Annotated in this window: 18 protein-coding genes; 9 read left to right on the top strand and 9 right to left on the bottom strand. The window is 53.8% G+C overall.

Annotated elements, in window-relative coordinates:
- Positions 1 to 4: 4 nt before the first annotated feature.
- From IE090_RS15300 to IE090_RS15290, 3 genes are read right to left on the bottom strand one after another with little or no spacing between them, the layout of a single operon-like run.
- A complete protein-coding gene (locus IE090_RS15300) occupies positions 5 to 1,177 on the bottom strand; it encodes an MFS transporter (protein WP_189389676.1) in 1,173 nt (390 codons plus the stop codon).
- Positions 1,174 to 2,502 (bottom strand): lysine N(6)-hydroxylase/L-ornithine N(5)-oxygenase family protein, encoded by a 1,329-nt coding sequence (locus IE090_RS15295; RefSeq protein ID WP_189389674.1) that lies wholly within the window; start codon positions 2,500 to 2,502, stop codon positions 1,174 to 1,176. The genes IE090_RS15300 and IE090_RS15295 overlap by 4 nt, the downstream gene beginning before the upstream one ends.
- Positions 2,499 to 4,037 (bottom strand): pyridoxal phosphate-dependent decarboxylase family protein, encoded by a 1,539-nt coding sequence (locus IE090_RS15290; RefSeq protein ID WP_189389672.1) that lies wholly within the window; start codon positions 4,035 to 4,037, stop codon positions 2,499 to 2,501. The genes IE090_RS15295 and IE090_RS15290 overlap by 4 nt, the downstream gene beginning before the upstream one ends.
- On the opposite strand from IE090_RS15290, the gene IE090_RS15285 reads away from it, so the two are divergent.
- The 6 genes from IE090_RS15285 to IE090_RS15260 all read left to right on the top strand — a co-directional run bounded on the left by IE090_RS15285 (position 4,036) and on the right by IE090_RS15260 (position 9,340).
- Positions 4,036 to 4,374, top strand: coding sequence for a hypothetical protein (locus IE090_RS15285; protein ID WP_189389670.1), 339 nt, complete (start codon positions 4,036 to 4,038; stop codon positions 4,372 to 4,374). The genes IE090_RS15290 and IE090_RS15285 overlap by 2 nt on opposite strands.
- A gap of 7 nt (positions 4,375 to 4,381) precedes the next feature.
- Positions 4,382 to 4,963: a GNAT family N-acetyltransferase gene (locus tag IE090_RS15280; RefSeq protein ID WP_189389668.1), complete on the top strand. Its 582-nt coding sequence runs from the start codon at positions 4,382 to 4,384 to the stop codon at positions 4,961 to 4,963.
- Between the two features lie 18 nt (positions 4,964 to 4,981).
- Positions 4,982 to 5,716, top strand: a complete 735-nt coding sequence (locus IE090_RS15275) for an iron-containing redox enzyme family protein (RefSeq protein WP_189389666.1) — start codon at positions 4,982 to 4,984, stop codon at positions 5,714 to 5,716.
- A 1-nt stretch (position 5,717) separates the two neighbouring features.
- Positions 5,718 to 6,953, top strand: a complete 1,236-nt coding sequence (locus IE090_RS15270) for an MFS transporter (RefSeq protein WP_189389664.1) — start codon at positions 5,718 to 5,720, stop codon at positions 6,951 to 6,953.
- A 343-nt stretch (positions 6,954 to 7,296) separates the two neighbouring features.
- Positions 7,297 to 8,490 (top strand): aminotransferase class I/II-fold pyridoxal phosphate-dependent enzyme, encoded by a 1,194-nt coding sequence (locus IE090_RS15265; protein ID WP_189389662.1) that lies wholly within the window; start codon positions 7,297 to 7,299, stop codon positions 8,488 to 8,490.
- A gap of 1 nt (position 8,491) precedes the next feature.
- Positions 8,492 to 9,340 carry a dienelactone hydrolase family protein gene (locus tag IE090_RS15260; RefSeq protein WP_189389661.1) on the top strand — a complete coding sequence of 283 codons (849 nt, stop codon included), beginning with the start codon at positions 8,492 to 8,494 and terminating at the stop codon, positions 9,338 to 9,340.
- 16 nt (positions 9,341 to 9,356) lie between these two features.
- On the opposite strand, the gene IE090_RS15255 is transcribed toward IE090_RS15260, so the two are convergent.
- A complete protein-coding gene (locus IE090_RS15255) occupies positions 9,357 to 10,313 on the bottom strand; it encodes a GlxA family transcriptional regulator (protein ID WP_189389659.1) in 957 nt (318 codons plus the stop codon).
- Between the two features lie 223 nt (positions 10,314 to 10,536).
- Between IE090_RS15255 and IE090_RS15250 the strand changes: the two genes are divergently transcribed.
- Both IE090_RS15250 and IE090_RS15245 read left to right on the top strand, forming a co-directional pair.
- Complete coding sequence (locus tag IE090_RS15250) at positions 10,537 to 12,741, top strand: S8 family serine peptidase (protein ID WP_189389657.1); 2,205 nt, start codon at positions 10,537 to 10,539, stop codon at positions 12,739 to 12,741.
- An 86-nt stretch (positions 12,742 to 12,827) separates the two neighbouring features.
- Positions 12,828 to 13,052, top strand: a complete 225-nt coding sequence (locus IE090_RS15245; protein WP_189389656.1) for a hypothetical protein — start codon at positions 12,828 to 12,830, stop codon at positions 13,050 to 13,052.
- Positions 13,053 to 13,082: 30 nt separating this feature from the next.
- Here IE090_RS15245 and mrtJ read toward each other — a convergent pair whose 3' ends face one another.
- From mrtJ to IE090_RS15225, 4 genes are all read right to left on the bottom strand, one after another.
- Positions 13,083 to 13,556 (bottom strand): JDVT-CTERM system glutamic-type intramembrane protease MrtJ, encoded by a 474-nt coding sequence (gene mrtJ / locus IE090_RS15240; protein ID WP_189389654.1) that lies wholly within the window; start codon positions 13,554 to 13,556, stop codon positions 13,083 to 13,085.
- Positions 13,557 to 13,671: 115 nt separating this feature from the next.
- Positions 13,672 to 15,105: an ethanolamine permease gene (gene eat, locus IE090_RS15235; protein WP_189389652.1), complete on the bottom strand. Its 1,434-nt coding sequence runs from the start codon at positions 15,103 to 15,105 to the stop codon at positions 13,672 to 13,674.
- A gap of 12 nt (positions 15,106 to 15,117) precedes the next feature.
- Complete coding sequence (gene eutC / locus IE090_RS15230; RefSeq protein WP_229815792.1) at positions 15,118 to 16,020, bottom strand: ethanolamine ammonia-lyase subunit EutC; 903 nt, start codon at positions 16,018 to 16,020, stop codon at positions 15,118 to 15,120.
- Positions 16,013 to 17,455: an ethanolamine ammonia-lyase subunit EutB gene (locus tag IE090_RS15225; RefSeq protein WP_189389649.1), complete on the bottom strand. Its 1,443-nt coding sequence runs from the start codon at positions 17,453 to 17,455 to the stop codon at positions 16,013 to 16,015. The genes eutC and IE090_RS15225 overlap by 8 nt, the downstream gene beginning before the upstream one ends.
- A 236-nt stretch (positions 17,456 to 17,691) precedes the next feature.
- On the opposite strand from IE090_RS15225, the gene IE090_RS15220 reads away from it, so the two are divergent.
- Positions 17,692 to 18,639, top strand: a complete 948-nt coding sequence (locus IE090_RS15220) for a helix-turn-helix domain-containing protein (protein ID WP_189389647.1) — start codon at positions 17,692 to 17,694, stop codon at positions 18,637 to 18,639.
- A 165-nt stretch (positions 18,640 to 18,804) separates the two neighbouring features.
- Here IE090_RS15220 and IE090_RS15215 read toward each other — a convergent pair whose 3' ends face one another.
- Complete coding sequence (locus IE090_RS15215) at positions 18,805 to 19,596, bottom strand: hypothetical protein (RefSeq protein WP_189389645.1); 792 nt, start codon at positions 19,594 to 19,596, stop codon at positions 18,805 to 18,807.
- Between the last annotated feature and the right edge of the window lie 31 nt (positions 19,597 to 19,627).

The following is a 19,627-nucleotide window of genomic DNA, read 5'->3' as shown; positions in this document are numbered from 1 at the left end:
AATATTAAGAATGAGAAGGCTGGCGAGCTTGGCTCGGACGCCACCAGAGCAGCGCCAACGCGCACATAAATAGACCGATGCTGGCGAGCAGAAAGGTGCTGGCAGCGCCCCAGACGCTGACCCAATGGCCGACGCTTAATGAGGCTGCGATGACACCCACATTTTGCATCAGGTGTAATTTGCTAAAGTCTTGGCCATAAAACTCGGGCTCACTGTGGGCAAAGAGCCACAGCTCCAAGCGCACGGTGATTTGAAACAGTGCCCAGGCGTAAATCAGGCGACCAATCAATACCAACGCTGTGTCGGCGCTGGCTTGCAGCCATAAGCCCACCATGCCGTACAGCATGGCCAGCAACAGCACCTGGCCATGGTCATCACTGCCCGGACGCTTGTGGTTGACCCATAACCCCAGCAGCGCTACCCAGCCTGGCAATGCGAAAATCCAACCGCTGACACTGACGGATGCCAGCCAGGAACCGGCGTTTAATTCTTGCCAAAACGGGGTAAAAAATGGCCGAATAAAAAACGCCGAGGCGTAAAACACCATGGCCAATAATCCCAAGCGCAGAACGTGGGGGGTCCAGCCGCGTGGTTTGCTTGGGCCCGCGTGGGCATCCGTGCGCCAGCCCTGGCGCAGGCGCCACATTAAATAGCCACACACCAGCACTTGCAGGGCATCGCTGGCGGCCATCCACAAGTACAAGCTGCGCGGTGAAAACTGCTCCAATAAAAAGCCACCAATAACGGCACCTAAAATACCGCCGAGCTGCATTAATACGGCAAATAGCCCCACCAATCCCAAGTGACTGTCGCGTTCTTCAAGGCGCAAGACGTAAGGGTAAATCAGCAAATAAGACGCTTTTAAACACAGCATCAATTGCGACAGCAGCCAAAACTGCCACAGCGAGGTGGTGAAATAACAAGCAATGCCAAGCAAGCCTGCGAGGGTTTGGGTAATGACCCACAATGGCAGCTCATGAACATGGCGGGCCACTTTGGCCCACAGCGGAAAGGTCAGCATAACAGTGAGGCAGCAGGCCGCCAGGTAGTAACCCACGTGAGCCAGGCTGTCGATGCCAAATGCCTGAGAAAAAAATTGCGAATAAAACGGCAGAATCATGGTGTCGGCGGTCACCGACACTATGGTAAGCAAAATCAAGGCAGTGCGAAGCTTCACGCCGGGCACTCCTGTGGCGCTGTGGTTATCTGCCAATCCGTAGGAATGGCAAAATCCTGAAAGGCGATGCGTTGCTCAATGGGGTAGTGCTCGACGCCGGTAATTTCCCGCACCAGCCAGCTGTTGCGATAGCAGGCCATGCCCAAATCAGGGGTAACAAAACCGTGGGTGTTTAACTCCATGTTTTGTACAAATAGCTCGTTGCCATGCTTATCGATGCTGTAATTGCGCTGCACATCGGGCCGACCCTGTGCGTCCCAGCGAATGCGATCGGCAATGGGCTGTAAAAACTCGGGCCACTGGCGCTCATAGCCGGTGGCTAAAATCAGTTGCTCGGTGCTGAGCTCAAATGGCTGATTGAGCTCGCTGTGCTGGCAGCGAATGCGCAAGTTCTGCTGGCTTTCAAATACTTGCTCAAGGCGGGCGTGGGTTAATAACCGTGTGTTGACGGGTTTTTCCAACCGCAGGCGATACAGCAAATCAAAAATATCGTTGATCAGGCTTTGGTTGATGCCTTTGTAGAGATGCTTTTGCTGTGCAATCAGTTCATCACGTTGCTCTGCTGGCAGAGCATGAAAATAATCCACGTATTCCGGTGAGGTCATTTCCAGTGTGAGCTTGCTGTACTCAAGCGGGAAAAAACGCGGTGAGCGTGTGAGCCAGTGCAGCTCATAACCGTATTGATGAATGTCTTGCAGTAAGTCGTAATAGATTTCCGCCGCGCTTTGTCCTCCACCCACCAGGGTGATGCACTTAGATTTTTGAATAGCGGCTTTGCGGTTTAAATAATCACTGGCGTGACTGCAGCGCTCAGATGCTCGTGTATTGGCGGGCCAATGGGGCTTAGGGCCAGTGCCGAGAATTAATTTGCGGGCTTTGAGTAATTGTACTTCGGTCACCTGGCCGTGCTGTAAACGCTCGCACGTTACCTGGTAGCAGGCTTCTGCTTCTGAGTACTCCACCTGCACCACGCGGGTATTAAACGCCACGTTGTCGAGCTGCTCGATGGCCCAGCGGCAATACTGGTTGTATTCACGGCGCAGCAGGAAAAAGTCTTCACGAATATAAAACGAGTACAGTTTGCCCTGCTGCTTGGCGTAATTCAGAAAGCTCAACGAATGCGTGGGGTCAGCTAAGGTCACCAAATCGGACATAAACGGCGTTTGCAAATGCGCGTCATCCAGCATTAAGCCTGGGTGCCAGTTAAACTCACTGCTTTGCTCAATAAATAGTCCATCGACGCCATTAAGTGGTTGTAATAGGCAGGCCAGGCTTAGGTTAAATGGCCCAAGGCCAATGCCGATGTAGTCGTAAATAGGGCTCATGCGCAGGCCTCCGCGGGTTGTCGCAATGTTTGCAAATAGTGCTCGCCGGCTTGCTCAACGGCGTCAATGGCTTGTTGCACATGGCTTAATTGCGTGTGGGCATTTAAAAAGGTGAACTTCAAAAAGGCTTGCCCACCTACCTGAGTGCCAGCTAGGGCAAAGCGGCCGCTGTCGAATAGCGAGCGGCGAATGTGTCGGTTGCAATCATCTAGCTGCTGCGCGCTGAGCTCGGCGTTGGGTGCAAAGCGAAACACCAGGGTGCTCAACTGCGGCTTATGCAACAGCTCGATTTGCTCACAGTCTTGCTCAATCCAGAGGTGGGCTTGTGCCGTGAGGGTGATGGCTTGATCAAACAATTCGCCAATGGCATCGGCGCCCATCCAGCGCAGTGTTAGCCAGAGTTTTAAGGCATCGAAACGACGCGTGGTTTGCAGGCTTTTATCCACTAGGTTGGGAATGCCAGCCTGAGCATCTGCCAGTGGATTTAAATAGTCGGCATGATAACTGGCGTACTTCAGCCATTGGCGCTCGCGCAAAACAAACGCACTGCAGCTGACGGGCTGAAAAAACGATTTATGAAAATCAATGCTGACCGAATCTGCTAGCTCGATGGCCGCCAGGCGGTCACGGTAGTTAGGCGATACCAATAAGCCACCGCCATAAGCGGCATCGGCATGCAGCCACATGCCCCACTCGCGGCAAATGGGAGCAATCTCAGGTAAGGGGTCAAAACTGCCAAAGTCGGTGGTGCCTTGGGTGGCGACCAGCGCCATCGGCACCAAGCCCTGTTGCTGGCAGTCGCGCAGGGCCTGGCGCAGGGCTTGCGGGCACATACGGTAGGCACTGTCGCACGCCACCGGCATCACGGCGTCATGCCCCAAGCCCAATAAAGCGGCGGCTTTTTTAACGCTAAAGTGACTGACTTCTGAGGCAAAAATGCGCAAGCGTTCAAAGCCCGGTGGCAGCCCCTGGGTTTTGACACAGTGATCAAGCCGGGTTTCGCAAAAATGATCGCGTGCCAGCAGCAGCGCCATTAAGTTTGATTGCGTGCCGCCGCTGGTGAATATTCCATCTGCCCCTGGCTGCCAGCCGATTTTCTCGCAGCTCCAGTCGATTAAGGCCTGCTCAATCAAGGTGGCACCTGCACTTTGGTCCCAAGTATCCACCGAGGTGTTGATGGCGCTGCTGATGACCTCTGCCACCAAGGCTGGGTACACAATAGGGCAGTTCAAATGCGCCATGTAATGCGGATGATGGAAATACACCGCATCGTTTAAGTAAGTGCATTGCAGCTCATCCAGCACGGCGGTTAAGTCGTGCAGTGGGGTGTTTAAGTCCAGCTCGGCCATGATCGACTGCAGCTCTGCAGGGCTGGTGCCGGAGCAAGGGTCTGGTGCTCGGCTCAGCTGCTGGCATACGCGCTCAACCGCTTGGCCGATGGCGTGTTGGTAATGTTCAGTGGCGTGCTCAGAAAATAGAAAGGTTGGCGATGATGTGGGTGAACTGGGTACTGCACGAGGTGGGGACGTCAACATGGCGATGCTCTCAATCGTCAGTCAGCAAGAAGTGCAGGCGATTCTATTGAGAGTGATTCGCATTTCAATTAACAATTTGGTGCAATCTGAGTGTTGGTGCTTTTTTCGTATATCTAGAAATAAAACCATATTTTTTAAATGGTTTTTCTGTGGCGGAATGTTTCTGCCAACGTCAGCCGCATTGTCGGCAAACTACGCACTATTGCTGGGCCGCGAAGCCAGACAGGGCCTGGCGTTGCGCGGAGCTTGGCGCATTTCAGCGCTGATGGTGGCGCGAAACTGGCTTTTTCCATCTCATGCTTTCGTCGAGCATAGGCCCTCATCGTCTGATATGTGAGTCACAGATGGAGCCGCAAGTACACTTCTACGTCATTGAGCACCCCGATCAATTACAGCCCCTGTTTGCATCGCTGAGTCGTTTGCTGGCGCTGAGCGCCACGGACGACGCCATTTTGGGAATTGCCAAACCGCTATCGGCAGAGCAGTCGCAGCGCTGGCAAGCGGATTTGAGCGCCCAGCTGGCAGAGGGCGTGATGAAGGTATTGCTGGCGGTCGATGACCAAGGTGAAGTGTGCTTGTGCTGCATGTTGAAAGGAAGCAGGCAGGACACAACTCGTCATATTTACGATTTGCAGAAAGGGTTTATCCGCCCGGATCTGCGTGGTAGCGGCTTATTGTCACAAGCAATGCTGCATATTGCCAACATTGCCAGAGCGAACGGCGTGGACGTATTAACACTCGACGTCCGCGGCGGCTCGCCGGCCCACCGTCTATGGAAAGCGATTGGCTTCAGAACCTATGGAATATTAAGTGATTATTCACGTTACGCCGGTAAGAGTTACGCCGGTTATTACATGAGTATTACCACCGAAGCCTTATTAGAGCAGTTTGGCCACAAGCAGCAAACTGCAGAAATCGTCGAATAGTATTTGGAGTCATCCGCCATGTTGATGGAAAAAGATCAGTTCAAAAAGGTCATGCGTTCAACGCTCGACAAACACCTGACCTTAGCCAATCCGCTGTTTAAGCATCTATTGAATGAAGAATCACCTAATACCGATTTATTGCAGTTTACTGCCTTGCAGGGCTACCAGCTGACGAAATACTTTTTAACATATATTGAGCATATTTTTTTCTACTGCCCGCTGCCTCGTCACAAAACGATTTTGCTGCACAATCTGTATGAAGAAGAAACAGGCGCGCTATCTCGCACCAAAAACCACGTGGCATTAATGCAGGATTTTATTCGTGCGATTGGTATCAGTGATGAGCAGCGTGATGCGGTTGCGGCGTTGCCGGCAACACAAGAGTTGATTGACTATCGCCTGCAAGCCGTTAAAGACCGTCAGCGCTACCACATTGGTGCCGCAGCGGTATTGGTCGCCAGCGAAGGACAAAACTTAGAAACAGTGGGTGAAGAAGCTCGCCACAATATTCTAGGGAAAGTTTATAACCTCAAGGACGAGGACCTTTTGTTTTTCTCGGTTCATCAAAAAGAAGACGTTGGTCATGTCAAACAAGGCTTGGCTCTATTAGCCGATTTATGCACCACGCCAAAAATGCAGCGTGAAGCGATTGAAGCCATCGATCATACCTGTCAGCTGTTCTACAACATGTACCAAGGTATTTACGAGTACTTCGGGTTACATGAGCTGGAGGCAGCAGAGGAGCCTGCATAACATGCAACTTTCACGCACTCAGTTAGGCTTGGTGATTGCCGTTGGTGTTTTAGTAACATTTTTGGCGTCTGCCATTAAAGGCAGTTACCAGGTTTACTTTGTTGACTTGGTCGAGCAATTCGGTATTGGACGCGGACATTTTGCTCTAACCGGCGCTGTTTTTGGCCTTTCCATCGGCTTGGTGTCACCTTTGGTTGGCTGGGTGTGTGATCGCTTTGGTGCCATTCAAACCATTTTCTCAGGCGCTGTAGTGACAGCCCTGGTATTTGCCTCATTGGCTTATGTTGATTGGTTTCCATTATTTCTGCTGTTGTATGGCCTGTTAGCAGCCTACGCCCTAGCCGCCATGACCTTTGTACCGCTGGGGCTGTTGGTGGATCGTGTCTTCTCACATGAGCACAAAGGCATGGCCTTTGCTGCCATTACTAATGGTACCGCCATTGGTTTTATGGTGCTGTCGCCATTGTGGGTCTGGCTAAATGAGTTTTTATCCTGGACCCATGTATGCTTGTTAATTGCTGCTGTATTTGCTTTTGGCGTGGTGCCAGCGGTGTTAGCCTTGCAGCGTACCTTGCCTGCCATTTTACCGACTCACTCAGACGAAGACGATATACCAACGGATCGCATACGCGATGAACTACTAAAACCTGCCTTTTTGCTGTTGGCCATTTCTTTTGCTGGCTGCGGTGCCTCAATGGCGTATATCGATGTGCATCTGGTACCTATGATGCAACAAGTGCTGGATGGCTCTGAGGCTAAAACAGAGATCATTGCCTCTTCGTTGAGCGTGTTAGGTGCTGCTGAGCTGATTGGTGCTTTCATCGTTGGTTGGCTGTTGCGTTACTTTAAACCAGGGCTGTTTTTGGCCGGTTTATATGGTTTGCGCGCTGCGTCGATGTTTTTGATTGCACAGGTGGATTCCGCTCCTGTGTTCTGGCTGTTTGCCATCTTATTTGGTTTGACTTACATGGGCACGGTAATTATTACCTCGATGCTGTGTTTGAAGTTTTATGGTGAAAAGATCAAAGGCAAAATGTTTGGCCTGCTGTTTACCATTCACCAAATTTCTGTATTTGCCACCATTTGGTCAGGCGGTGTTGCTTTCGATCTGATGGGTAATTATCACGCGGTTACGATCGGTGTCGCGCTATTCTGCTGCTTCTCTGCAGTAACTGGGTTGTTGTTGCATGGTTGGCAGAAGCGTGAAGAACATCGAGCGGATGAGTTATTGGCTTAAGGCACCTCTGATTAATTCTGCACAGCTCTGCGCGAGTGCAGCAGGCTTTCAGAGCAAGGCGGCGATGGCAGGAAATGGCCAGCCCTTTTCAACATCGCCAACGACGTTATGGAGGCCTGCCGCCCGCGCCCTAAGGGGAGAACCAGAGAACTCCAGCTCTGTGTCGCCGGTTCTTGCTGTAGCCTTGCTAGAGCGGCGAACCGGCTTCGTGATCTGAAGCCCTCTGGTGATCCAGAGCGGGCACCGAATTAATCAGAGTTGCCTTGATTTTATTGCTGGTTTGCTTGGGTTCCGACTGACGGATAGCGACCAGGAAATTATCGAAATTCAAAGGAACAATACCATGGATAATACCACGCGGGCGATTCATGCCGATGCGGTGTATTTAGAAGACAGTCATGCAGAAAGCATTGCAATGACGTCGGCATACGATTTTGATTCTGCTGCCGAAGCCCACGCCCGCTTTAGTGGCGAAAAGCCTGGCAATGTTTACAGTCGCTTCACCAATCCGTCGGTTGAAATGTTTGAGAAAAAACTGGCGGCACTGGAAGGTGGTGAAGCGGCTATTGGTCTGGCGTCCGGCATGGCTGCGTATATGGCCATTGCGATGAGTTTTTTAAAGCAGGGCGACCATGTGCTGCTGGCCAGTGGGATTTTTGGTACCACGACGCATTTATTTCGCCAATATTTTGGTCAGTTTGGCATTACCGCGACGTCAGTGCAGGTGGATGATTACGCCGCTTGGCAGCAAGAAATGCGGCCCAATACGCGCTTGATGGTGGTGGAATCTCCAACCAATCCATTGATGGGGGTGGCGGATCTGGCCCGTTTGTCGACGCTGGCCAAACGCAATGATGCCATCTTGGTTATTGATAACACGCTGCTGACGCCGGTATTTCAGCAACCCTTGCAATGGGGCGCTGATCTGGTATTGCACAGCGCAGGTAAATTTCTAGACGGTCAGGGCCGTTGTGTGGGCGGTGCCATTGTTGGGCGTGAAGATTTAATTAAACCCTTGCGTGCGTATTTGCGCAGCTCTGGTATTTGCATGAGTCCATTTAACGCTTGGATACTCAGTAAAGGCATTGAAACCCTGAAGGCTAGAATGAAGCTGCATGAATATAATGCCCGTCATGTTTATTCTTGGCTAAAGCAACAGCCAGATATTGAAGCAGTGTACTCCACCTTGGCAAGTGATCACCCCAATCGAGAAGTGATTCAACGCCAACAAACTGGCCACTCGCCGATCATCAGTTTTCGCTTGCACGGCGATAAAGCTCGGGCTTGGCGCTTTATCGACGGTTTGGAGTTGGTGTCTCGCTGCACCAATATTGGCGATGCCAAAACCATGATTACTCATCCCGCCACCACAACACACGGACGCTATACCGCTGAAGAAAAAGCGCATTATGGCATTACCGATAACCTGGTGCGTATTTGCGTCGGCTTGGAAGAGCCTACCGATATTATTGACGATTTAGAGCAAGCCATGAATGCGGCCAAAGCAGCTGCAGACGATGGTGTCATGGTGTATTGATATGGCTCGGTTATTGATTTTTTGTCTGGCTCTGTCATTGGCGGCGCCTGCATCGGCATCGGTGCAATTGCGCTCAGTCGATTTAAAAACCAGCTTTGTCGCTTTTCCATCGAAAATGGCGAATGGTAATAATATCAGTGTTGCAGCTAATTTAACGGTGCCTGATAGCGATAAGCCGGTGGCAGCGGTGATCATTGTGCATGGGTCGGGCGGCATCGACGAGCGTGGCAGCTTTTATGGCTCGGCTCTCAACCAAGCCGGATTGGCGACGTTGGAGTTGGACATGTGGGCTGCCCGCGGTCTGCAAGGTGGGTTATCTCGCCCTAAGCACGTGCGCGATACCTTGCCGGATATTTATGCGGCTTTGCAGTATTTGCAACAAGACAAACGCATTGATCGCAATAACATTGGTTTAATTGGTTTTTCTTGGGGCGGCGTGGTGGCCATGCTGATGGCAACCGAGCCGCCGTCGCAAGCACAACCGTTAAAAGCTATGGTGGCTAATTATCCGGTGTGTTGGGCTTACAACCAAGTTCCTGGGTATGAATTTACTCAGGTGGTCGATGGTCGACAGCTAATGATCATTGCAGGAGGGCAGGATCTTTACGATGCGCCGCAGGATTGCCGCAAACTGATTGACGCTTTGCCAGCAACGGACCGCCAACGGGTTCGTTTGTTGAGCTTGCCTTTTGCCACGCATGCGTTTGAGTTGCCACGGGCCGCCAGCGAGTTTTATGATCCTTTCGCCTTTCGTGGCGCGGGTGGATACGTACCGATTCGCTACAACCCGCTGGCCGCTTGGCGCGCAAAAACTGCCGCCACCGACTTTTTTCAGCAGCAGCTGCAGTAATGTCTGGTGGTTGCCTTTATCCCTGCCGGCACTCGCCCGGCAAGCCACCAAAGTATTTTTTCCAGGCGGCACGAAAGGTAGAGGGTTGAGAAAAGCCGCTTAAATAAGCCGCCTGTTCGATGGTTTGGCAATCATCGAGCAGGTTTTTGGCTTCTTCCAAGCGAATGCGCGTGATGTACTCCTTCATCGTTACCCCAGTGTATTCTTTAAACAGTCGCTGTAAGTGGCGCTGTGACACTCGAAAGTGTTGGCTCAAAACGGTAGTGCTTAAATGCTGCCGATAATGGTTGGCAATGTAATCCTGTACGGCATGCACCAACGGACTGACGTGGTTGCGGTAACGCACGTGCAATGACAGTTGTGGGTCGTTGGCCATGCGTCGACGATGGACCACCAGTTCACGAGCCACCTCGGTGGCACATTGGCCATTGCTCAGCTGCTCGATGAGCGCCAAGCACAAATCAATACCGGCGGTAACGCCTGCGCTGGTAAATAGATGACCATCTTGCAGATAAATACGATCAGCGATGACCTTGGCACGTGGATATTGCTCCGCCAGTTCGGCCGTCAGGCTGTGGTGGGTGGTGCATTGGCGATGGTCTAACAGCCCGGCGCGGCCAAGCAAGAACGTGCCTGTGCATATGCCCAAAATCAAGGTGTCGTCCGCCGGTGCGGTACGTAGCCAATGCGCACTTTTGACGGCGGCATCGTCGGTATAAACACCGGGCTGATATTTGGATGCACACACCACTACAATGGCGCGCCCAGGTAATTGTGCCGGTGGCGGTTGCAACTGGCTCAACGTCAGACCTTGATAGCAGCTGGCGTTGCTGTCGAAGCTAACAAAGTGCAAATCAAACTGACCACCGCGCTCATTGGATTCATGGAAAGCCTGGCATGGCCCAGCCATGTCCAATAGGTGGGTTTGTTGGTTGATAAGAAAATACACCGGAAAAGCGTTGGTTCGTGGCACCAGGTGTTCCTGCTTGGTGAATCTGCAGGTTATGTAACACGAAAGTCAGGTGCGGGTCGAATCCCGCCAGTGTCTGAACTGCCTGATGGCTGGCTTATACGCTCGCCTTCACCAGGAACAACTAGGCTATTTAGCCTGTGCGAAGACTGATAATAAAGTTGGTTCAGCTGCGGTTCACTCAAGGTGAATAGGCTGCCGGCAAACTCATTGGAGATGAAAACGGATGGCATCCATTTTTAAGAGAATTTTTACCAGTGCATTGCTGCTGGGCTGTGCAGTAGCAGCACAGGCTTCTATTACCAAGCTGGACCCAGCTTTGCAGCGCGCTTGGCAGCAAAGTGATGTCAAAGCGAGCACGGCCAGGGCTGCTCATAAGCAGCCTTATGTCTCAGCCTTGCTGCAGTTAGTTGAAGCGGCAGATGCTAAGGCTGTAGAGCAGCGCTTACAGTCTATGGGTGGGCAAGTGCGCTCGCGCACGGGCAGCGTGATGTCTTTGCAGCTGCCGCGCTCGGCGCTGGCCAAAGTCGCCGCTTTAGCTGAAGTCAAACGCTTAGAAGGTGCGCGCCCTTTGCCACAACGCTTGTTCAAAAGTGTGGCCGCCACTGGCGCCACCAGCTTGCGCACGCAAACGCCACCGCAGTGGCAAGGGCTGACGGGCAAGGGTGTGATTGTCGGTGTGGTCGATGACGGCTTCGATTTTTTACACCCCTCGCTGCGCCATGCCGATGGCAGCACCCGTATTTTGGCTTTATGGGACCAGCTCGACAGTGCCGCAGGCTCACCGCCTTCAGGGTTTAACTACGGCGGCGTGTGTACGGCGAGCATGATTAACCAAGCCATTGCGCAAGCCAAGGCCAATGAAACGGTCACGGCTTGCACTCAGCCGAGTGACGGTGGCCATGGCACGCATGTCGCTAGCATTGCGGCGGGTAACGGCGCCGACACACAAGAGGCCTATCAGCATGTGGGCATGGCCCCCGAGGCTGACCTGGTGCTGGTTAATGGCATCAATACCAGCTTAAACGTCGAAGCAGGTACCGATACTGTCATTGATGGCATCGCCTTTATTCGTGATCAGGCCAAACTGCACGGCAAAAAAGCGGTGGTAAATCTGAGCTTGGGCTCTTATTACGGCGCCCGTGATGGTACCTCGATTTTCGAGCAAGCACTGGACTCCTTTGTTAAAAATGACGGCTTGCTCATTGTGGCAGCGGCGGGCAACGAGGGGGATGCACGTATTCGCATCGGCGGCACTATCGCACCCGGTGGCAGCGATACCATTGAGTTACAAGTCCCTGATGGTTTGACACAAGGCATTTTAGAAGTTTGGTATTCAGGCAATAGCCGCTACAGTGCGACGTTAACAGGCCCGAATGGTTGCGGCACCACGCCAGCATTAGAAGCGCCTGTGTCTGATTCTTTGAGTGAGTGGTTCGAGGAAACAGCCTGTGGCTATATCGATATGTATGCCACAGCCGTCAACTCAGATAACGGCGATCGCCAAATCCGCATCGTTTTAAGCGAAGTTGATAGCCAGCCGCTGGTAACCGGCACATGGCGTTTAACATTGTCGGCACCAGACTCTGGTCGTGGTTTAGCGAGTAGTCAATATAACTTAGTGGTGGCGGAAAATGCTGGAGAAGTTGCCATTGTCGGGCGCGATCCTGCTGACGATATCACGCGAGAGATTTTAACCGACAGCGCCAGCGCCACCCAGGTGATTGGCGTGGCCAGCTATAACACCAACTACGTTTGGGATGGCCAAGACGGTACGTACGATGCGGATTTAGATGGTTACGGTTTTGGAGCGTTGGGTGATATCTCTAATTTCAGCAGTCGTGGCCCACGCCGTAGCTGCAGCGACAGCAGCAAATGCCCGAATGTGATGAAGCCTGAAATCACGGCACCCGGCGCTTACATTATGGCGGCAAAGGCACATGACTATGAGCATCCTTACACCGAAGAGATCTCCAACAGCGGCAACTATGTCACCTTCTTCGGTACCAGCATGGCCACACCGCACGTCGCCGGCGCCATTGCTTTGCTGTGGCAATCTTTCCCGGAAGAAAGTGCTCAGCAAATTCGGGCGCGCTTATTGGGCAATACCAAAACCACGGCACATACGCCGGCGCAGCTGCCCACGTTTAGCTCGGATAACAATCAGCCTGCACAGCCAGATTACACCTGGGGCTATGGCGTTTTGGCGGTGAATCAGGCGGTGAATGCCAGTGAGCCCGATGTGGGGACAGAAGAGCCAGGAACAGAGGAACCCGGCACTGATACCGAGGAGCCAACTCGCTCGGGTGGCGGCGGTGGCGGCGGTTGCAGCCTGGCCTCAGGCTCAACTGCATTAGACCCAACACTGCCACTTTTGCTGATTCTGGCAGCCTTCGCGCTGTTGCGTCCGCGTCGTGAGGGGGTGTTATGAGGGCAATACTATTGATGATGGCATGCGTGTTGGCCGCTTGTAGCACGGCAGGTGGTCAAACTCAGGCCAGTGCGGAGACAGCGCCGATGGCAAATAAAAACAGCTCGGCAGCGAAAGCGGTGCTGCTGCGTTTGCAGCAACCGCCTACCGAGGCGCAGCTGCAGCAGCTGCGGCAATTGGGCGTGAGTACCGGCGGCATAACCGGCGCTATTGTCAGCGCCTCGGTACCGGCGGAGCAATTGCCCGCGGTACAAGCTTTGCCGTTTGTTGAGCGCGTAGAGCTGTCCCACCCTCGGCCCAAGCGTCAGTAACGGGCGTCAAAAAGTGCGCCCACCCAGCGGCTATAAACCGTCAGGTGGGCGCAGCCAAAACCAGCCAGCGTTATACATCACATGCAGCAGGCAAGGACTGAGCAACGAGCCATGGCGCTCTCGTGTCCAACCAAAAATCAACGATGGCAAGATGACGGCCAGCGCCAGCCAGCCAGGCTGCAGAGCCCAGTGCAAGGCGGTGAACAACAGGCTCGTGATCAGGTTGGCGCGGCTGATGCCGAGCCAAAACAGCGCTTTGTTCGCAGGCCAGTGTTGCAACAACTTTCCCTGCAATACCCCACGAAACAGCAACTCTTCAGCCACTGGCCACAGTATCACTAAGTTGAGCCACACTAATGGCGCTTGCTGAATCCACAGGTAAGAGGGGACATTTGGCCAAGCCGGACTTAGCCAGACCATAGCGCCCCACAGCGGCAGTGGCAGTAAAACAGCCAGCCACCAACGAGGGTCTTGCCACCAGTTAAATGCCGTGGGTGTTGTCATTCGCTGTTGCTCAGAATAAACAGAGAATGATTAAAAGATGAGTCAGGTGGTAAAACAAGCGCCAGCGGTTCGCAGGCGCTTGTTGCACGTCATGCTTGAGCAGCATGCAAATCAGTTACACCGTTTGCGTTGCGGGTGTGGTGTCTTGATCCTCGTCGTCGCCTTGGTTGAGGTCGGCTTCCGCCGCTGCCAGCAAAGCAAATTCTTCATCGGCGGATTTAGCCACCAAATGATGCTGGCTGTAGCCAAAGTAATAGGCTGCTCCGATGGCAAATAATACGGCGGTGTACCAGAAGGCACGTGGGTCAAAGGCATACACACCGGTCAATGCTACCAGAGATAACAGCAGGGCAATGCCAGAGGTGATGACGCCGCCTGGCGTTTTGTATGGGCGTTCTAACTCAGGCTGATTGCGACGCAACAAAATATGGCTCAATGCCATCAAGGCATAAGAGACGGTGGCGCCCACCACTGCCATGGCCAGCATTAAATCGCCCTCACCGCTGAGTGAAGCCAGAAAGCCCAATACGCCCGGTACGATTAATGCGCGTGCCGGCACCTTGCGTGCCGAGGTCACAGACAGCGCTTTGGGTAAATAACCGGCGCGCGACAAAGCAAACACCAAGCGGCTGTAGCCGTAAATGATGGAGAAAAATGAGGCAATTAAACCGGCCAGGCCAAGTACGTTAACAAAAGTCGCCAGCTGGCTTGCGCCGACGGCATTCAGCGCATCAACTAATGGCACCGCACTGTCACCCATGGCAGCAGCGCCAGCCGCACCCGGAATTAATACCACGACTAAGGTGGCGGTAAATAACAGAAACACCATGGCGCCAATGATGCCTTTGGGCACATCTTTGGCTGGGTCTTTGGCTTCTTCTGCGGCCAGTGGCACACCTTCGACGGCCAAAAATAACCACATAGCAAACGGCAAGGCAGCCCATACGCCATACCAACCTAAAGGTAAAAATTCACTGCCGCCACTGGCGGCAACATCAAACAAATTGGCGCTATCAAAATGTGGCAGTAGGGCAGCACCGGTAGCGACAATGGCCAATACGGCCAAACCGGAAATTACCATCATGACTTTTAATGCTTCGCCGACACCGGCTAAATGAATGCCGACAAACACCAAATAAAAGGCGGCATATACCCAGGGGCCGTTAACGCCGATTAACGCCTCTACGGCGGAGCCAATAAAAATCACAATGGCGGCTGGCGCCAAGGCATATTCAATTAATACCGCCAGACCGGTTAAAAAACCACCCGCCGGGCCCATGGCTTGGCGAGCAAAACTGTAGCCACCACCCGCGGCGGGAATGGCGGCCGACATTTCTGCCAGCGACAAAACCAGAGTGAAATACATGGTGGCCATCAGCACGGCAGCGATGGCAAAGCCGCCCCAGCCTGCTTGGGCGATGCCAAAGTTCCAACCGGCAAAATCACCGGAAATTACATACGACACACCCAGGCCGGCTAATAAAATCCAGCCGGCGCTGCCGCGCTTTAGTTGCCGTTTGGCAAGATACTCATGATGCGTGTGTGACATAGCTCCGTCCTCTCACAATAAAAAAGTATTGGGGGTGCCCTCGGTGGGCGTGTTGTTGTCGTTATTGTTATCAATGGTCTGGGGGCCGTCGCTATCGCTGGTGTTTTCTAAAGCACCGCTGCGATCTTTTAACGCCACCCCCGAAATTTTCAGCCTGCGCGATTCACGCAATAAATACGCAGCGCGCTCGGCTGCTTGGGCGTAGTTCAGGCCTTCTGGTCGAATGTTGGAAATGCAATTGCGGCGGGCATCATGCAGGCCGCGCTGCGGGGCAAAGGTTAAATACAAGCCCAGACTGTCGGGCGAGCTTAAGCCTGGGCGTTCACCAATCAGCACCAGAGCAATGCGCGCATTGAGCAGCTCGCCAACGTCATCGCCCACCGCCACTCGGCCTTGCTCCACTAACGTGATGGGCGCCAGCGACCAAGGTTCGGCGTCGTTCGCTAGCTGCTGTGTTAGGGCGTCGATAAAGGGCAGCGCATTGTGTGCAATGGCCGTGGCCGACAAGCCATCGGCCACCACGATGGCTAAATCGAAAGGGCGCTCTGGCTGTTGCTGCTCTTGTTGCAGCAGTACGCGTGAGGCCTCGTCCAGCCGGCGGCCTAAATCCGGACGCTGTAAGTAGGTCATGCGATCCACGGCTTGGCTATGCACATGCAGCGGCGGTTCGTTACTCAGCAATGGCTGTTGCTCGCTGAGTTGTTCCAGCTGCTGGGTGAGCGCAGCAAAATCCAGCGGTGTGTGCACGGCATCGCGCGCCTGGGCATGTGCTAGCTGAAAGGCCAGCATTTCGTTGGTGGGTAGGCTGACGCCGCTGCGGCCTAGGCCGATGCGGGCGGCGGTAAACTGCCGCAGACGGCGCCAGGGGTTATCAACTACCCCCTGCCATGCTGGCTGCTCTGGTTGATCAACCATGTTGTGCCTCCTGCTCATCGTGCTCGCTGCCATCTGAGTTGGCGGGCAGCCCTTGCAGTGACTCGGCAAACGCCGGCGGCAGGGCATCGCTCAAGCACGCTGCCGGGGCATTGCTCATGATGTGCATGCGCTCTAACCAGGCTTCGAACTCGGGTGCCGCGCCCAAGCCCAGCACGCGCCGTGCATACAACGCATCGTGAAAGGAGGTGGTTTGATAATTGAGCATGATGTCGTCGGAGCCGGGAATGCCCATCACAAACGAACAGCCCGCCGCGCCGAGCAAGGTCAGTAGGTTATCCATATCGTTTTGGTCGGCTTCGGCGTGATTGGTGTAGCAAACGTCACAGCCCATGGGCAGGCCTAATAACTTGGCGCAGAAATGATCTTCTAAGCCGGCACGAATGATTTCTTTGCCGTCGAATAAATACTCAGGGCCAATAAAACCGACCACTGTGTTCACCAGCAGCGGATTAAACTTGCGCGCCACGGCATAGGCGCGGGCTTCGCAGGTTTGCTGGTCAAGGCCGTGGTGGGCATTGGCCGACAGCGAGCTGCCTTGGCCGGTCTCAAAATACATGACGTTATTGCCCACCGTGCCGCGGCCCAAGGATTGCGCTGCCGCCTCAGCCTCCGCCAGGGTTGCCAAGTTAAAGCCAAAGCTGCTGTTGGTGTCTTCGGTGCCGCCAATCGACTGAAACACCAGGTCAACCGGAGCGCCATGTTCGATGCACTCCAAGGTGTTGGTAACGTGGGTCAATACGCAGGATTGGGTGGGAATGTCATAGCGCTGGATCACCTCATCCATGAGTTTTAATAAGCGCGTGGCCTGGGGCACATTGTCGGTGGCGGGGTTGATTCCAATCACCGCATCGCCACTGCCGTACAGCAAACCGTCGAGAATACTGGCGGCAATGCCGTTCATGTCGTCCGTGGGGTGATTCGGCTGTAAGCGCGTGGAGAGACGCTTAGGCAGGCCAATGGTGTTGCGAAACGCCGAGGTCACATGGCATTTCTGCGCCACCAGAATCAAATCCTGATTGCGCATGATTTTACTGACCGCCGCTGCCATCTCGGGCGTAATGCCGGCTCGCACCTGTTGTAGCAGAGCGGGGCTGGCATGGTCCGACAACAGCCAGTTGCGAAAATCACCCACGGTTAAGTGAGCAATGGGGGCGAACGCCTGAGCATCGTGGTCATCCATGATTAAGCGGGTGATTTCGTCCTTTTCATAGGGAATCAGCGCTTCGCTTAAAAAGGTTTTTAGTGGGACTTCGGCCAGCGTCATTTGTGCCACGGCACGTTCTTCTGCTGAGCGTGCCATCACTCCCGCTAGGCGATCACCGGAGCGTGCCGGAGTAGCGCGGGCCATCAACTCAGCCAAATTTCTGAATTCGTAGGTCTGGCTGCCGAGGGTGTAGCGATAGGGTTTCGTCATTGTTATTCCTGCCTAGCCTCACCGAGGGAATAAAAGTTGCTACCTTGGTGGCATTGCTGAACTCACATTGAGTGAGCGATGAATAACCAGCAGCGAAGGCTGTTCCTATGCCCTATCGGATTTTGGCAAAGTTTAAAAAAATCAATAAAAACAATGGGTTGTGGGTTTTCCATAAGGCTTTAAAGAGACTGGGCTGAGCCAATCGGGTGAGGCTGATACCGGAGGTAGCACTGTAAGTGAGCAATGACGCACCAGTGTTGTGCAGAAGCGAAGCAACCGATGCGGATCTGCACGCACACAATTTACGCAACTGGCAGCAGCAATATGATCAGCTCAGCGATGGCCATTTTTTTGGTCGTATCGACGAGCTGGATCTGGCGCATTTGCAGGTGTTTTCCGAGCACACCAGTCAGGCGCTGCATCAGCATTGCAACGTGTGGCCGGATTCTGTCTGGTTGGGATTTGCTGCCAAACAGCAAAACTGTCGCATCAATGGTATGGAGGTGGCGCCAGACCAAGTCATGGTGCGGCCCGGTCACTGTGATTTTGAACTGGTCACACCCGAGGGCTTCGATATTTTTGGTGTGGTCATCAGCCAGCCGGCGCTGTTGCGCGTGGCAGACAGTCATGGCATCGAGTTAGATGCTCGTGCCTGGTTGCAACCACGCAAGCAATGGCAAACGCAGCGGTTAAATGCCTTGCGCTACATGCTGCAGCGCTGGCTGACACCGATTCACACGGGGGTGGGTGGGCGCTTGCAAGAGGAGTTGCTACTCACCACCGCACTGGAAGTGCTGCAGCAAGCGCCGGTGCAAGAACGTCGGCAAAGCAGTTATGGCCGGCGCAAAGCCGTGGTCGAGCGGGTGCAGGCCTATTTAGAGGCCAATAGCCATGCGCCTGTTACCATTACGGAGCTGTGCCAGCTAACACACGTCAGTCGGCGCACCTTGCAATACAGCTTTGAAAGCATTTTGGGCATTAGCCCGGCGCGGTATTTGCGCGCCACGCGCCTCAATGGCGTACGGCGTGTGTTATCGCAAGCGCAGCCTAGCGACGATATTGTCATTAGCCGCATCGCTGCCGAGTGGGGCTTCTGGCACCCCGGCCAGTTCGCCCACGATTACAAGCAGCTGTTTGGTGAGAATCCGTCGGTGACACTGGCGCAACGCCAAGGGCACCTCTGAATAATTCGGTGTCTGCTTTGGCGCTCTCTTCTGGGGGCGGGCGGCACGCTTCCATAGCGTTGTTGGCGATGTCGAACAAGACTGGCCATTTCCTGCCATCACCGCCTTGTTCTTCTGAAAGCCTGCTGCACTTGCGCAAAGCTGTGCAGAATGAGTCCGGGTGCTTTAAGTGTCGTTCTTGGTGGTTGCTTGGCGTGGTTGGCATAGCTGCTTAATAACGCTGCCCTTGGCCAGCACAACCGCGACTTGAGGCTGTGCGAGTAGCGCCTTGGCCGTTTCTGCTTGCCGCACGGTGCTGAGGTAAACCGGGGCGTAACGAATCAGTGGCTCTATGACCGGAGCTTGAAAGCGACCATGGCTCAATGACACGCCGCTGAATGGAGCCACACTGGCCAACCACTGAAACAAATCAATATGCCAAGATTGGCGCCAATCACCATCTGGGTAAGGCTTCAAGTCGGTGCGGTACAAGGTAGCGATCCCCTGACGTTGCAGGTGGCGTAAGTACCAAGGATGACGTGATTCAACGATAGCAGTTAGCAGCCGCTGGTGTTGCTGTAATACCGTCTTCAGACGCTGACTGGCGCCGCTGATTTGCCAAGGCCAAAGGGAGCCAAGATTCTTGGCGTCCAGCCACAAGGGAATTTCCTGGGGTACTTGGCTGAGCCAATCAGATAACAACAGCGAGTGTTCACCGGCTGCCTGCCAATCGTGGGCAACGATAAAGCGCTGTTGTTGCGGGTCATAGAGAATATCAACCTCCACCCCGCCGGCTCCTTGCTGCCAGCCTGCCAGTGCGCCGCTGCTGCTGTTAGCGGCATGGTCGGTAATGCTGGCACGATGCAGCCATAAGCGCTGGCATTCACCAGCAGCCGATGCGGTACTGGTACACACAACAGCGACCAGAACCGACAACACCGCAGTCATTAATTGACGTAAATCAAATACTCCTGCCACTATACGTGCCTTTTTGCTTTTGGAGCGAGTG

The organism is Bacterioplanes sanyensis (assembly GCF_014652515.1).
In the GTDB taxonomy this organism is placed as follows: Bacteria; Pseudomonadota; Gammaproteobacteria; order Pseudomonadales; family Oceanobacteraceae; genus Bacterioplanes; species Bacterioplanes sanyensis.
The sequence above is the reverse complement of the archived record's forward strand: the minus strand, read 5'-3'. Positions and strand labels throughout refer to the sequence as shown.